Genomic DNA, 14,104 nt, shown 5'->3' with positions numbered 1-14,104 from the left:
CTCTACAAATTTTTAGTTTGAGTCCATAAGTTTATCGATGATTAAATCATTGATAACCTGATCGTTTGCTTGATAGCAAAGGTAAAAAAATGCAGATGCTTGGTTATTTAAAGCTGCAAAAGCCCAAAAAAAATAGTGTGGCAGAAAGCCTTATTGACGTTCCTAAGATAATGGCGAAAAAAGGGCTAACTTTCCCTTTTTATCTCAAATTAGGATTAGCTATTTCTTTACTGTCAGTTAGCGTTGCGGGGGCAAGTATTAGCTGGATCTATACCCGCACCCAAGGCGCTATTTTGGCAGATTTGTCTGAGGAATTAAAAGCTATTGGGACTAAAGAAGCTGCAAGTTTTACACCGGAGGATATCAAGGCAATTAGCCAGATAAGTAACCAAGTAGCAAAGGCAAGTGTTCCAACAGATCATAAAATACTTTTAGAAGAAAAAATTGCTGCCGGTGGTTTTAAATCTCAGATAGCTGCTGATGGCTTGAAATCTCAGGCGGAAAGAACCAAAATTGTTAACTTAAAAATTTATCAAATTATTGCTCAAAAACTAGGAGATATTACAAATAGAACCCGTCGAGATAATAGCTCAGATGTTTTTATTTGGAGTAGTTATTTAGTTACTACTGCGCCTAACTCCTCTGACCGAAAAATATTAAGAGTTTTAGCAGAGGATGGAGAATATAGATACGCTACGTCTACCTCAAAAAGCAACCGTTGGATTGGCTATTATTATACTCCTGGCTCTGTTTCCCTTGCTCCAGCTTTTGATGGGGTAGCACAATCTGACAGTACATTTTATGCCAATCAATGGAGTAGTTTTATTACGGCGGGGATTCCGATTAAAGATGCAAGCGGCAAAGTAATCGCTGTCATGGGTTTAGATATGGATGTGAGAAGCATTGCTAAACAGCTTGAAGGGTTGAAATATACTTACCTTCATGTGATTGTTGGCAGCTTGCTATTTTCGCTATTAGTGGCTTTTATTTTGGCACAGTGGTTAGTTAGACCCATTATTAAACTGTACGAAGGAGCGCAAAAAGTACGCGATCGCAATTTTGATACAGTAGTTGAAATTAAAAGTAATGATGAACTGGAACTATTGGCAGAAACATTTAATTCAATGGTTGCCGAAATGGGTAGCTATACCCGCACTTTGGAAGATCGAGTTACGGAACGAACAAGGCAATTAAATGAAGCAAAACAAGCTTTAGAACTCGATTTAGAAAAAGGTCAAAAACTCCAGAGAGATTTTTTACCAGAACCACTTTTAAAATTGCCTAACTGGGAAATTGCCGCAGTTTTTGAGCCAGCAAAAACCGTAGCTGGGGATTTTTATGATGTATTTATGCTTCCTGGCAACTATGTCGGACTTGTAATTGCTGATGTCTGCGATAAAGGTGTCGGCGCAGCAATGTTTATGGGACTATTTCGCAGCTTTATTAGAGTTTTTTCTGGACAAATTTGCTTGGATAAATTAGCACTGACTCCCAGAAATACAACTGAAAATTGTCTGACTAAAGCACCCGAAGAAAACCAACTAGAGCAAACCTATGGACTAGGAGCAGTAGAAATTACCAATAACTATATTGTCAAAGAACACGGCGAGACGGGGATGTTTGCCACCATGTTTTTTGGCATCCTCAACCCGGATACAGGATTGATGACTTATATTAATGGCGGACACGAGCCGCTAATAGTTGCCAATGCTGGAGTGATTAAACAAACTCTAGCGCCTACAGGGCCAGCCGTTGGGATGATTCCCAATGCTAAGTTTAAGATCGGCACTTTGCAATTAGAACCTGGGGACAGTTTAATTGGCTACACCGATGGAGTTACCGAAGCGCGAAGTCCTACGGGGGAATTTTTTAGCTACAAGCGTTTAGTTTCCTTAATAACTCAATCCTTTTCTTCTCCCTGCAAACTTTTAGAGCAAATCAAAACCGATGTAGTTGCTCATACCGACTCAGCGCCACAGTTTGACGATATCACCATGTTAGCGGTGCAGTGGAATACACCCATTGATTAGTTAATTATTAAAACTACGATGAAACTTATGGAAGCTATAACCGTACCGGGAACTATTGAATCACTAGATGCGATCGCTAAATACATTCTTGCTGTAGCCACTCAAGCGGGATTAGATAAAAAAGCCGCTTACAAGCTGCGTCTAGCCATAGACGAAATTGCCACCAATATAATTATTCATGGCTACCAAGAAGCGGGAAAAGAGGGCGTATTAGGCGTACAAGCCGATATTGACGATCATTGCGTCACAATTGCCCTTGAAGACACGGGTGCAGCCTTTAACCCGTTGGAAAAAGTACCGGTAGAAACCGAAACTTTGGAGCGACCTTTGGCGCAAAGACCGATAGGGGGATTGGGGATTTTTCTAGCTTTTCAAGGGGTGGATAAGTTTGTTTATGAGAAGCTAGGCGATCGCAATCGCAATATTTTTGTAGTCAATCGGACAACAAATTTGTCAGCTTAGTTATAATCATGGCAAAAATGGGAACTATAGAATTAAGCATTCTAGACTTGATAAAATTAACCTATATAGACTGGTTGCGCTCTATACTACTCAGTCAGCGCTAACCCAACTAGGTATCTATAATTAACCTACGAATGTGAGTTAATAAACAACGTTGTTGTGGTTAAAAAATGGATAAACCTAAGCATTCAGCGTTTTGGCAAAGGCTAACAAACTTCGCCAAAGTGCAAAGCATCGATATAGTTTGGTGGTTAATACTACTAATATTTTTTGGGATGTCCGTCAATACCGTATTAGTATGGCGATCTTTACTTAAAGATAACCAGAGTCAAGTTAATAACACTGTCTCACTAAATACACCAATTAAGCCCCAAACAGATATACAACCGCCCACCGTAACACCACTAACCTTTGCTGGATCGGGAGTAAGTTTAGAAATCACCAGAATTTTAGCCAGACAATTTCAAAAAACTCATCCCGAAATCAAGATAAATGTGCCTGCAAGTATTGGTTCTGGTGGAGCAATTCAAGCGGCGGCGGATGGTGCAGTGGCTGTTGGGATGGTTTCTAGACCGTTGAAAGAAAAGGAAAAAAAACTGGGACTTACAGTAATTGCGATCGCAAAAACGCCTCTAGCTTTCGCCGTTCATCCCTCCGTCGCTGACAATAATATTACTTCCGCCCAATTACTTGATATTTATCAAGGCAAAAAAACTCAGTGGCTTGATGGTAAAGAAATAATCGTTTTGACGCGAGAGCCTAGCGATAGCTCGATTCTTATATTAGAGCAAAAAATTAGCGGGTTTAAACAAGTTTACACAGATAGCCAGAAAGACGAGCGTTGGACTACTTTGTACAAAGACCAACAAATGAACCAGCAACTAGAAAAAACACCTCTAGCTCTAGGAATCGCTGACATAGGAACAATTACAACAGAAAAACGACTATCTTCTATAAAAATTTTGAAATTTAATGGTATTGCTCCAACTATAGAAAATGCCGCTAAGGGCAAATACCTTTTAGTCAAAAACTTGTATTTTGTTTTTCATCCGGGTAAAATTTCCCCAGATGCTCAAGAATTTATAAAGTTTGTGCGATCGCAGGATGGAGCAAAAATATTAGCCGCCAATAGCTATTTGGCAATGGGGGAAGACAAAAAGTAGTTTTAAGTTTGGGAATAATGACTTGATTTAGATCGAAACTTAAACCTATTTGTCTCAACGCACCTCTTATGGACTTGCAAACAGAAATTAGACTAAGTAAACGTTTGCGACAACGATTATATCCATTAACAGTGCTAGTTTGGTTATTAATTAGCTTGGGGTTTCCAGCAATTTTCTACTTTTTGGAAATTACCGCCCTAAAAAGGACTGCAACTATCCATGCTCAAAACCTCGCCGAAAAATTTACTGACTTGGTATTGCAAGAGCCGAATTTGTGGAAATATCAAAGCCACAAATACACCCAGATAATTGCCCAAGAAATTGTCGAAACAGAACAAGTAAGTCTGAGAGTTTTAGATGAGCGAGGAATGGCGATCGCACATTACGAACATAATCTTCAAATAGATAAACTATGGTGGCAGAGCCTTGACTCTAGAAGTACAGCACCAATTAAATTTAATAATCGCACTTTGGGAACTGTAGAAGTTACTTTGTCTCAAGACAATTTAGAAAAAACGACTTTAGCATTTTTTACTTTGTCGATTACCCTGGGTACGGGGCTAGGTATTTTAATTATCTTTTTTCCCACTAAAGTAGTTGGCAGTATGGAAAAGCAATTACAAAGCTTAATTAAAACCTTACAGGAAGCTAAGATTCATAGCGAAGTATTGCAAGCCTTAGCTCAAGCCTCAGAACAAAGATTTCGCGACTTAGTACATGGACTAGATGCGATCGTTTGGGAAGCCGACGCGATCGCAATGCAATTTTCTTTTATTAGCCAACGAGCAGAAGAATTACTCGGCTATCCCGTTAGTAAATGGTTGGATCAGGCGAATTTTCAGGAAACTTATATTCACCCTGACGACTTGGCGATAGTTCAAAGCCGCTATCAAGTGGCAGTAATTATGGGACAAGAGGAAGTAGTAGAGTATCGAGCCAAAACAAAAGATGGTCGTGAAGTCTGGCTACGCGATTTGGTACAAGCGGTAAAAGATGAAGCCGGAAATACGAAGCTTTTACGGGGCATCATCGTGGATATTACCCATTTTAAGCAAATTGAAAAACAATTAGTCCACGATACTTTGCACGATGTGCTGACAGGACTTGCCAATCGAGCTTTGTTGATGCAACGCCTAACCAATTGCTTTCAAAAAGCCAAACACCATCAAGATTACCAGTTTGCGGTCTTATTTTTGGATCTCGACCGATTTAAGTTAGTTAATGATAGTTTGGGGCATCGCATAGGCGATCGCTTATTAATTGAACTTAGCCGCCGTTTAGAAAAATGCGTCCGCTCTAGCGATACTGTAGCGCGCCTGGGAGGCGATGAATTTGCAATTTTGCTAGACAACATCAAAGATGTCAATTCGGCGACAGATATTGCCGAGCGAGTCAAAAAGGAATTAGCACTACCATTTAATTTGAGCGGTCACGAAATGTTTGCCGCCACTAGCATTGGCATTGCTATCAATAATCAAGGTTACGATCAACCAGACCACCTCTTGCGCGATGCAGATACAGCTATGTATTACGCTAAATCTCAAGGTAAAGCCAGGCATGAAATTTTTGATAGCAATATGCACTCCCAAGCAATAGCAACGTTGCAGTTAGAAACAGACTTGCGCCGAGCTATAGAACGCCAAGAGTTGCAAATTTATTATCAACCGATTGTAGAACTAAAAACTGCCAAAATCATTGGATTTGAAGCTTTATTGCGCTGGGAGCATCCCGATTTAGGCTTTGTTTCACCTACAGAGTTTATACCTATAGCAGAAGAAACGGGGCTAATTATTCCTTTGGGAGAGTGGGTAATGCGCGAGGCGTGCAAGCAGTTACATTTATGGCAAGTAAAATTTCCTAACGCTGACATCACTATGAGTGTGAACTTTTCTAGCAAACAATTCACCTCCCCCAATGTAGTTAAATCTATAAAAGAAATTTTGGATGCCTATAACTTGCAACCAAACCATATACATTTAGAGATTACCGAAAGCGTACTGGTAGAAAATAGTCAGCAAATTGACCAAACTCTCAAGCAATTAAAAAGTTTAGGGATAATCTTGTGTCTAGATGACTTTGGTACAGGCTATTCATCCCTTAGTTATCTGCACCGTTTTCCTATTGACATCTTAAAAATTGACCGTTCTTTTGTCCTGGGTATGAATAACCATGACGATGACGACAATTCTAAAATTAAGATTATCCAAACTATCCTCGCTCTAGCCGCAAATATGGGAATAGAGGTTGTAGCCGAAGGCGTAGAAACCAAAGAGCAACTAATGAAACTCAAAGCGCTCAAATGCCAATACGCACAGGGGTATTTTTTCTCAAAAGCCGTAAATACGAAAGCAATTGAGGATCTATTAGCAGCCCAGTCTCAATGTTAGAGATCCAGGGTGATTTTTGGATAGCCTACGGGATTACGGTAGACTTATAGGCTATAGCAAAAAGTAGTTTTATTTAAAAATGTACACCGCATCAGAAACTTCTACGATCGCCTTAGTTGTATTGGTAGCTTGCGCTATATTGGGCTGGGGTTTTTATCGAGCTAAAGCTTTGGGCAAGTTAGGCCTTTTGACTTGGTTACAGTCGGTGGTCTTAATTGCTCCTTGGTTGTTGTTTTTTGGCTTATTTGCTGCCGGAATTTATCTAAATCTTGTGGGTATTTTATTTTTAGTTGTAGCTTCAACGGTGGCTTATATAGCAATTAATAATCGGCTAAGAACCCAAACCCAAACTAAACCTAGTCTTACGCCACCAACTCCCACCAACGAGACGATTACGCCAAGCAAGCCACCAGAGCAAACTATAGTCCCGATTCCCTCGGACGATATGGTAGCAATTAGAGGAATTTTTAGTATTGATACTTATTTTGCTGTAGAAACAATTCCCTATCAAGAAGGAGTAATTATTAAGGGAAACTTGCGCGGAGAACCAGAAGCTGTACACAAAAAGTTGACGGCTTCCTTGCAGGAGAAATTAAGCGATCGCTATCGGCTGTTTTTGGTCGAAAATGTAGATGCCAAACCTGTAGTAATCATCCTTCCCCGTAGCGCCGATGTACGTCCAGTAACGGTGAGTCAGTATATCTTGGCAGTGGGTTTAATTATTGCCACTATGGCGACGATTTTTGAAACGGCTGGTATATTACTGGGTTTTGATTTTTTTACTCACTTAGAGCGTTTTACAGAGGTTTTACCTATTGGTATCGGGATTATTGCTATTTTAGCGTCCCACGAACTTGCTCATTACTTTGTAGCGCGACGTTACCAAGTTAAATTGAGTCCGCCTTTTTTCTTACCAACTTTACAACTAGGTTCTTTTGGCGCAATTACCCGGTTTGCGTCTTTAGTTCCCCATCGCCAAGCTTTGTTTGATATTGCTTTTGCAGGCCCGGCGGCGGGGGGTTTGCTTTCTCTATTGCTGCTAATAGTTGGTTTATTGCTATCTCACCCCGGTAGTTTGTTTCAAGTCCCTACAGAGTTTTTTCAAGGCTCAATATTAGTGGGAACTTTAGCACGGGTAATTATTGGTGCTAATCTCCACGATAGTTTAGTTGACGTAAATCCATTAACAGTAATCGGTTGGTTGGGTTTAGTGATTACTGCTCTAAACCTAATGCCCGCCGGGGTGTTGGATGGGGGGCGGATTGTACAAGCTATTTACGGGCGCAAGACCGCAGGACGGGCTACTATTGCCACGTTAATTATTTTAGCTGTGGCATCATTAGCAAACCCTGTAGCCATGTATTGGGCGATCGCAATTTTGTTTTTACAGCGTGATTTGGAGCGTCCCAGCCTCAACGAAATTACCGAACCAGACGATGCTAGAGCGGCTTTAGGCTTACTTGCATTATTTTTGATGATTTGTGTCCTTTTGCCGCTAACGCCAGCATTGGCGGGGCGTTTGGGCATCGGTGGCTAGTTATTATTCTATCCAGCGCCAATTGTAACGATTCCAGTTGTAAACGCCCTGAATTTGGTATTCAGCGCCGTTACTAAAGCGAATCGTACAACTTGTGTCATCTACAGCAACTACTGTACAGGGAAACCATTGGCGGCTACAGGGACCATTTTCTTGCACCCATTCCCATAAACCGTTAGCTACTTCAATGCGATCGCCTATTTTTAGTTTTAAGACTTCTTGGGCATATTTAGCAATGTGTGCAGGCTGAATGCGATTAAGCCAAGCAAAACCATAGGATTCGCGGATAAATTGCATTTCCCCAGAATCGCGCTCTTGCAACCAATCATTGAGTAACTGCGCTTTCCACGAGAGATTTTGTTGCTCTTGAACTTGAATATATTGCCAAAAGCTCTGACGTTGCTCTGGGGAAAGTTCGTCTAAGGGGTTATTTAACCTATTATTAGTTTTTGCTTTTTGCCCACTCAATTCCGCCGCTACTTGCAGCAGGATTTCTTTTTGCTCCTCACTTAAAGGGCAAAAATTGTGATCGCAACGGCTAAAAGCAGCTTTTAGGGCGGCTTCAAGATCGGCTGGTGTCATGGCTAACTTGCGCTTTCGCACTTGATTAATTAATTATGACAAAACTTTAATAATCGCGATTCCTCACAAAGTAGGGTAAATTTTCCTTGGAGCGATCGCGTGGTAAGCTAAAAAAGTTGCCTTTTATGTGGTGCAGTGTATGCGGTTACGCTCCCTATTTGTTATCGCCTTGACTATGCTATTGGGGATAAGTTCCTTGGTATATACTCCCTCAGCTAGTGCGCTAACTCAAATTAAATTAACAGATATTGGTTATAAAGAGTGTCCCCCAGAACTCGCTCAAGGGGCGGTTACTAGCGGGACTACCACCGCCGCTAATTGTTTTATTGTGACGGGCAAAGCTGAAAATACTTCGGGTAAATCTGTTTATGACGCTGATGTATTTGGGCGGATTTACGATGCTAACAATGACTCAGTAATGCAAAACCGTACTAGACTTGGCTCAATTCCTGAAATACCTGCGGGTGTAAGCGAGTTTAATATGCGAATTTCTGTACCCGCAAATCAGCCTTTACCCTTGCAACTCAAGCAGTTTAAAGCCGCAGGTTTTAGCGGACAAGTTAGAAGATAGGAATTATTGATTAGAAAGTAATTGTTTTTACTCATTACCCTAAAGACAAAACCCGTACTTATTGCGGGTTTTGTCTTTACAAGTTTTAATTATTTCTATACAAATGCTGGAATTCCTGCCACAAAGCTACCCAACAATTGAAGAACGATTATTGCTAACATTGGCGAAAAATCCATGCCACCTAGAGGCGGAATAATTGACCGAAACAAATTAAGGTAAGGATCGGTAAGTTGGGCTAGAGTCGCAAAGGGTTGATTGTAAAAGCTGATATTGGGAAACCAAGTTAACAAAATGCGAACAAATAATAGCCCGGTGTAAATGGTGATAAAAGTAGATAGCGTATTGGCGAGTAACGCGATTGAAGACATAGGTTAATTCAGCGAGTGGTAAGTTTTAACAGCGATATCGGTTTGACTTTAATCTAGCCGATTTCTGCGGATTTTTGCTCTGACAATAGTAAGGCAAATAACCCACTATTGAGTTATTCTCCCAAAGTAGTCCTTTCTAAATTGGCTGGTAGTGGGTTTCCATTTACATTGCCCAAGTTTAGGCGTACTTCGTCAATTGTTTCATTTAGTTGGGCAATTTTGTCTTCTAAAGAGCGCCGCGCCACCTCAATTGTTTGTTCGGAAGAAGCTTTAAGCGGACGGCGTTTTGGTCTAGAGTTACTACCCTCTGCTAAGTTTGTTTTCTTTCTTGGCTCGATATCGCTGTCTGCTTCATTTAAAACTCGTGAAGCGAGTAGTGCGCCGATGACACCGCCTACAACACTGCCTACAACTGTCCCTGCTATAAAGCCGCCTGTAAATCCATCGCGCTGATTCATATGCTTACCGTCTTCAAAAATGACTCGCTCTAAATACAGACTATTTTACCGGAAGTATTGCCCCTCAAGTGCCAAAGGTGCGATCGCCTGCGTCCCCTAATCCTGGCACAATAAACCCGCGATCGTTTAATTCTTCGTCAATAGCTGCACTGTAAATAATCAAATTTGGATAAGCAACACTGAGTTTTTGCAAAGCTGGAGGCGCAGCTACTACTGAAATAATCCGCACCTTGGCTGGGTCTACTCCTCTAGATACCAATTGCTCCATTGCTGCCATAATTGAGCCGCCCGTTGCCAACATTGGCTCAGGAATCAATACTCTAGTTTCGGGTACAAACTGCGCAGGTAATTTATTGAGATAGCAAGTAGGAGTAAGAGTTGCTTCATCTCGTACCAATCCCAAATGATAAATGGATGCCAAAGGTAACAATGTCTGCGCTCCTTCAAGCAAAGACAACCCCGCTCGTAAAATTGGTACTACGGCAATCGGAATTGTAAAATCAATCATCGTCGCTTTGCAAGGTGCTAGGGGCGTTTGCACGATAGTTTCTTCTGTAGGCAACCAGTCGCGGATTGCCTCGTAAGTAAGCCAACGCCCTAACTCAGTCATCGCACTTCTAAACAATACTGACGGCGTGGCCTCATCGCGGGCAACTCCTAGCCAGTGCTTGATTAAAGGATGGGGGGGAACGTAAACACGTAGTTGCAGTGTCATAGCTAGGGGTGGCACTTCTTTTAAAGTCTGACTCATCATAATATTCTTAGTACCAATCTGGAAAAAAAGTCTGTTTTACTCCTATAGTTTTTGCCGCTAATTGAAAATAATTTGCATTAGCTATTGACATAAATTCTCAATCAAGTTTATAGTAATTTTCAGTGTTCTCCTCTCTTTAAGGATCGGCAGATGGGATAGGTCGGCTCAAGTCAGCAGACCCATCCTATTTTTTTTGCCTGGTGCGGAGAGCTAAAAAGAGCTAAACTGTATATCCAGCAAGCGCAAAAATTTTATTTAGAACTCTTAAACAAAGTTGAATGTATGCCTACTGCCGAAACTTTATTTGATGCGATCACCATCGGTGCTGGTATTGGCGGCTTAGTGGCGGCTACTCAGTTAGCAGCTAAGGGCGCTAAAGTGCTAGTTCTAGAAAGCTATTTAATTCCTGGAGGAAGTGCGGGGTATTTTGAGCGCGAAGGCTACCGCTTTGATGTTGGCGCGTCGATGATTTTTGGCTTTGGGACTCAAGGCACTACAAACCTTCTCACCAAAGCGTTAGAGGCAGTAAATGTAAGTCTGGAAACGATCCCCGACCCGGTGCAAATTCACTATCATTTACCTAACAATTTAGAAGTAAAAGTTCACCGCGATTATGAGAAATTTTTGCAAGAACTCCTAAGTTATTTTCCTCACGAAAAGCAAGGTATCCGCCAATTTTACGATGAATGCTGGACAGTTTTTAACTGTCTCAATCGGATGGATTTACTTTCCCTAGAAGAACCAAGATATCTAGCACGGGTATTTTTTCAGCATCCTTTGGCTTGTTTGGGTTTGGTTAAGTATTTGCCCCAAAATGTGGGCGATGTAGCGCGAAAGTATATTAAAGACCCTTTGTTATTGAAGTTTATTGATATAGAGTGTTATATCTGGTCAGTAGTCCCCGCCGACTTGACACCAATGATTAATGGGGGAATGGTCTTTTCTGACCGTCATTACGGCGGAATTAACTACCCCAAAGGCGGTGTCGGTCAAATTGCCCAAAAATTAGCCGATGGGCTAGAAAAAGCTGGGGGAGAAATTCAGTATCAAGCTAGAGTTACAAAGATTCTGACCGAAAATAATCGCGCCGTTGGCGTAAAGCTAGCTTCGGGAAAAGTTTACAGGGCAAAAAGGATTATTTCTAATGCTACGCGCTGGGATACCTTCGAGAAATTGATACCAAAAGAAAAAATGCCAGCCTCCGAGCAAAAATGGCAACAACGCTATCAAAAATCTCCGAGTTTTTTAAATCTGCACTTGGGTGTAAAGGCGCAATTGTTGCCTGTGGGGACAGAATGCCATCATATTTTGGTAGAAGATTGGGAAAAAATGGAAGAAACTATTTTTGTTTCAATTCCTACCTTACTAGACCCCGATTTAGCCCCGGCGGGTCATCATATTATTCATACTTTTACTCCAAGCTGGGTAGAAGATTGGCAAGAGCTTTCTCAGTGCGAGTACGAACAAAAAAAAGAAGCGGCGGCAGGAAAAATAATTAAACGTTTAGAACAGATTTTTCCGGGTTTAGATGCGGCTTTAGACTACATGGAAGTGGGAACGCCTCGCAGCCATCGACGGTTTTTAAATCGACAAGATGGTACTTATGGCCCTATCCCCCGGCGGAAGTTAATGGGATTATTGGGGATGCCTTTTAACCGCACATCAATTCCTGGGCTTTATTGCGTGGGTGATAGTACCTTTCCCGGACAAGGATTGAATGCTGTAGCTTTTTCTGGTTTTGCTTGCGCTCATCGAGTAGCGGTAGACTTGGGACTTTAAACAGCTTTACACACCTCCTAACCCCCAATTCTGGGGGAACTAGACATTGTGGGCGTTGTTGAAAGTTGAAAATTGCTCATTGAAATTATTACCAATGACCAATTACCCATTACCAATTCAGCAACACCGACATCAACGCCCTTTAATCTACAATTTAAGTAGTTACAAATATTAATAAAGTTTATTGTGATCACTGAGCAACAGGTAATTGGCATTTTCGACAAACTAACTTGGGACTGGAAAGGTTACAAAATTGGCTATACAGTCATGGGTACGGGACAACCTTTATTATTAATTCATGGTTTCGGTGCTTCTATCGGACACTGGCGCAAAAATATCCCTGTATTAGCTGCGGCGGGCTACCGAGTATTTGCCATTGATTTACTGGGGTTTGGAAGTTCCAATAAGCCACCGTTGAACTACACAATGGAATTATGGGAAGAATTAGTTAAAGATTTTTGGACGGCGCATATTCGGCAACGGGCGGTATTTGTGGGTAATTCTATCGGCGGATTATTAAGCTTGATGGTGATTGCCAATCATCCAGACATTGCGGCGGGGGGAATTCTAATTAACTGTGCGGGAGGACTTAGCCACCGTCCCCACGAACTAAATCCGCCTTTAAGGTTGGTAATGGGCGCATTTAATCGCTTAATACGTTCTAAGATTACTGGCAAAGTTTTGTTTAATAGAGTGCGGCAAAAGTCGCAAATAAGGCGGAGTCTGATGCAAGTGTATCGCGATCGCACAGCCGTTACCGATGAGCTTGTAGACCTGCTGTATCAACCATCTTGCGACGAAGGGGCGCAACAGGTTTTTGTGTCAATTTTAACTGCACCTCCAGGGCCAACCCCTGCTCAGTTATTGCCTAAAGTTCAGTGTCCGTTGTTGGTAATTTGGGGAGATGCTGACCCCTGGACTCCGATTAATGGGTCGAAGATTTTTCAAGACTTAAGCGCAATGGGTCAACCGGTACAGGTGAAGCCGATTGCCAATGCTGGTCACTGTCCCCACGATGAAGCACCAGACAAAGTAAATCCTTTGATTATTGATTGGTTGGCTCAAACGGCTATTCTCAGCGAAGAATGAATTAAAAATTAGCTATTGAGCAAAATCTCTTATTCGGCGGGTCTACAACCGTCAAACCACATGACGTGCTTGAATTGGTCAAAGTCGCGATATTGACCAGTTAGCTTAATGCTGCTGCCTTTCTTTAGGGATAATGCGTAAGCGCTCTGCCCTTTGGCGACGATGCAGCTAATCTGTGTCAAAAACCGGAACTTGCCTATATGCAGAGCGAGATCGCTAGTCGTTTCTGGAATATCATAAGCAATGCGATAGCTATCGGCATCCTCAATTACATAAGCAACACGCCCTTTGATCGTGTATGACTTCCCCCGATAGCGCGACGGAACAATCGCCGCATTGCTGGCGGCTTCTTGGGAAATTTGCTGTGAAAGCGTCATTGAGGCACTGACGCTGGGCGCATTGGCTGAAACTGCGTCTTTACTGCGCGCCGCAGCTTCAATCCCGGCGGGTCCACCCTGCACTTTGTTCAACATACTGCATAGTTCGGTCTTTGCATTCTCTACACCAGCAAACATCCCTCTGAACAATTTTGCCTCCAGCTTTACTCGCGAAGCACCACCTTCTGATGTCGCAGTGACAACAATCGGGAAGGGTCGTACTGAACCTGAACGTGGTTGTTCAATCAGCATACTTCCATACTCTGCCTCTTCGGTAATGATGTCATAGCCCTTGGCTACCGCTATCCCACGCATCTGACCAATGGCGGTAGGCGGCATCAAATCCTCAACGGCAATCTCCGCGATAAAGCGCAGCCCTGATAGCTCGTTGCCTTTCTTGACAAAGCTATCTTCACAGGTCGCACCGACAGCAGTCGAGGGGATGGCTAGTGCTAAGATCGCACCAACCAATACGTCAAAATAACGCATAATAACTCCAAATAAGAAATTGATTGAGTATAAAATTATATCCCACGTGTCTCAGACG

At 42.1% G+C, this 14,104-nt stretch carries 13 protein-coding genes; 8 read left to right on the top strand and 5 right to left on the bottom strand.

Annotation, left to right across the window (positions count from 1 at the left end):
- Positions 1–137 precede the first annotated feature (137 nt).
- From SYN7509_RS27760 to SYN7509_RS0217040, 5 genes are all read left to right on the top strand, one after another.
- Positions 138–2,030, top strand: coding sequence for a SpoIIE family protein phosphatase (locus tag SYN7509_RS27760; RefSeq protein ID WP_158506164.1), 1,893 nt, complete (start codon positions 138–140; stop codon positions 2,028–2,030).
- Between the two features lie 18 nt (positions 2,031–2,048).
- The gene (locus SYN7509_RS0217055) at positions 2,049–2,492 is read left to right on the top strand and encodes an ATP-binding protein (RefSeq protein ID WP_202807243.1); all 444 of its coding nucleotides are present in this window, start codon (positions 2,049–2,051) and stop codon (positions 2,490–2,492) included.
- Between the two features lie 170 nt (positions 2,493–2,662).
- The gene (locus SYN7509_RS26240; RefSeq protein ID WP_009631309.1) at positions 2,663–3,655 is read left to right on the top strand and encodes a PstS family phosphate ABC transporter substrate-binding protein; all 993 of its coding nucleotides are present in this window, start codon (positions 2,663–2,665) and stop codon (positions 3,653–3,655) included.
- A gap of 68 nt (positions 3,656–3,723) precedes the next feature.
- Positions 3,724–6,042 (top strand): putative bifunctional diguanylate cyclase/phosphodiesterase, encoded by a 2,319-nt coding sequence (locus SYN7509_RS26235; RefSeq protein WP_009631308.1) that lies wholly within the window; start codon positions 3,724–3,726, stop codon positions 6,040–6,042.
- A 79-nt stretch (positions 6,043–6,121) separates the two neighbouring features.
- The gene (locus tag SYN7509_RS0217040) at positions 6,122–7,579 is read left to right on the top strand and encodes a site-2 protease family protein (protein ID WP_009631307.1); all 1,458 of its coding nucleotides are present in this window, start codon (positions 6,122–6,124) and stop codon (positions 7,577–7,579) included.
- 3 nt (positions 7,580–7,582) lie between these two features.
- Here SYN7509_RS0217040 and SYN7509_RS0217035 read toward each other — a convergent pair whose 3' ends face one another.
- Entirely contained in the window at positions 7,583–8,161 is a 579-nt protein-coding gene (locus tag SYN7509_RS0217035) for a hypothetical protein (protein ID WP_009631306.1), read from the bottom strand.
- Positions 8,162–8,300: 139 nt separating this feature from the next.
- On the opposite strand from SYN7509_RS0217035, the gene SYN7509_RS0217030 reads away from it, so the two are divergent.
- Positions 8,301–8,732 (top strand): hypothetical protein, encoded by a 432-nt coding sequence (locus SYN7509_RS0217030; protein ID WP_009631305.1) that lies wholly within the window; start codon positions 8,301–8,303, stop codon positions 8,730–8,732.
- 95 nt (positions 8,733–8,827) lie between these two features.
- Here the strand turns inward: SYN7509_RS0217030 and SYN7509_RS0217025 are convergent, their stop codons facing one another.
- From SYN7509_RS0217025 to upp, 3 genes are all read right to left on the bottom strand, one after another.
- Positions 8,828–9,100 carry a YggT family protein gene (locus SYN7509_RS0217025; protein ID WP_009631304.1) on the bottom strand — a complete coding sequence of 91 codons (273 nt, stop codon included), beginning with the start codon at positions 9,098–9,100 and terminating at the stop codon, positions 8,828–8,830.
- Positions 9,101–9,213: 113 nt separating this feature from the next.
- The gene (locus SYN7509_RS0217020; RefSeq protein ID WP_009631303.1) at positions 9,214–9,558 is read right to left on the bottom strand and encodes a ssl2009 family thylakoid membrane protein; all 345 of its coding nucleotides are present in this window, start codon (positions 9,556–9,558) and stop codon (positions 9,214–9,216) included.
- A gap of 64 nt (positions 9,559–9,622) precedes the next feature.
- Positions 9,623–10,273 (bottom strand): uracil phosphoribosyltransferase, encoded by a 651-nt coding sequence (gene upp / locus SYN7509_RS0217015; RefSeq protein WP_028954397.1) that lies wholly within the window; start codon positions 10,271–10,273, stop codon positions 9,623–9,625.
- Between the two features lie 321 nt (positions 10,274–10,594).
- Between upp and crtH the strand changes: the two genes are divergently transcribed.
- Both crtH and SYN7509_RS0217005 read left to right on the top strand, forming a co-directional pair.
- Positions 10,595–12,091 (top strand): carotenoid isomerase, encoded by a 1,497-nt coding sequence (gene crtH, locus SYN7509_RS0217010; RefSeq protein WP_009631301.1) that lies wholly within the window; start codon positions 10,595–10,597, stop codon positions 12,089–12,091.
- 186 nt (positions 12,092–12,277) lie between these two features.
- Positions 12,278–13,180, top strand: a complete 903-nt coding sequence (locus SYN7509_RS0217005; protein WP_009631300.1) for an alpha/beta fold hydrolase — start codon at positions 12,278–12,280, stop codon at positions 13,178–13,180.
- A 29-nt stretch (positions 13,181–13,209) separates the two neighbouring features.
- Here the strand turns inward: SYN7509_RS0217005 and SYN7509_RS0217000 are convergent, their stop codons facing one another.
- Entirely contained in the window at positions 13,210–14,046 is an 837-nt protein-coding gene (locus tag SYN7509_RS0217000) for a hypothetical protein (protein WP_009631299.1), read from the bottom strand.
- Positions 14,047–14,104: the final 58 nt, after the last annotated feature.

The organism is Synechocystis sp. PCC 7509 (assembly GCF_000332075.2).
Lineage (GTDB): Bacteria > Cyanobacteriota > Cyanobacteriia > Cyanobacteriales > Chroococcidiopsidaceae > Aliterella.
This window is presented reverse-complemented; position numbering and strand designations above follow the sequence as displayed.

What these genes read in the sequence shown, in the direction of transcription:
- crtH (WP_009631301.1), top strand. Translation starts at nt 10,595, where the DNA reads ATGCCTACTGCCGAAACTTTATTTGATGCGATCACCATCGGTGCTGGT.
- SYN7509_RS0217030 (WP_009631305.1), top strand. Translation starts at nt 8,301, where the DNA reads ATGCGGTTACGCTCCCTATTTGTTATCGCCTTGACTATGCTATTGGGG.
- SYN7509_RS0217025 (WP_009631304.1), bottom strand. Translation starts at nt 9,100, where the DNA reads ATGTCTTCAATCGCGTTACTCGCCAATACGCTATCTACTTTTATCACC.
- SYN7509_RS0217055 (WP_202807243.1), top strand. Translation starts at nt 2,049, where the DNA reads ATGAAACTTATGGAAGCTATAACCGTACCGGGAACTATTGAATCACTA.
- SYN7509_RS26235 (WP_009631308.1), top strand. Translation starts at nt 3,724, where the DNA reads ATGGACTTGCAAACAGAAATTAGACTAAGTAAACGTTTGCGACAACGA.
- upp (WP_028954397.1), bottom strand. Translation starts at nt 10,273, where the DNA reads ATGACACTGCAACTACGTGTTTACGTTCCCCCCCATCCTTTAATCAAG.
- SYN7509_RS0217020 (WP_009631303.1), bottom strand. Translation starts at nt 9,558, where the DNA reads ATGAATCAGCGCGATGGATTTACAGGCGGCTTTATAGCAGGGACAGTT.
- SYN7509_RS26240 (WP_009631309.1), top strand. Translation starts at nt 2,663, where the DNA reads ATGGATAAACCTAAGCATTCAGCGTTTTGGCAAAGGCTAACAAACTTC.
- SYN7509_RS0217000 (WP_009631299.1), bottom strand. Translation starts at nt 14,046, where the DNA reads ATGCGTTATTTTGACGTATTGGTTGGTGCGATCTTAGCACTAGCCATC.
- SYN7509_RS0217040 (WP_009631307.1), top strand. Translation starts at nt 6,122, where the DNA reads ATGTACACCGCATCAGAAACTTCTACGATCGCCTTAGTTGTATTGGTA.
- SYN7509_RS0217035 (WP_009631306.1), bottom strand. Translation starts at nt 8,161, where the DNA reads ATGACACCAGCCGATCTTGAAGCCGCCCTAAAAGCTGCTTTTAGCCGT.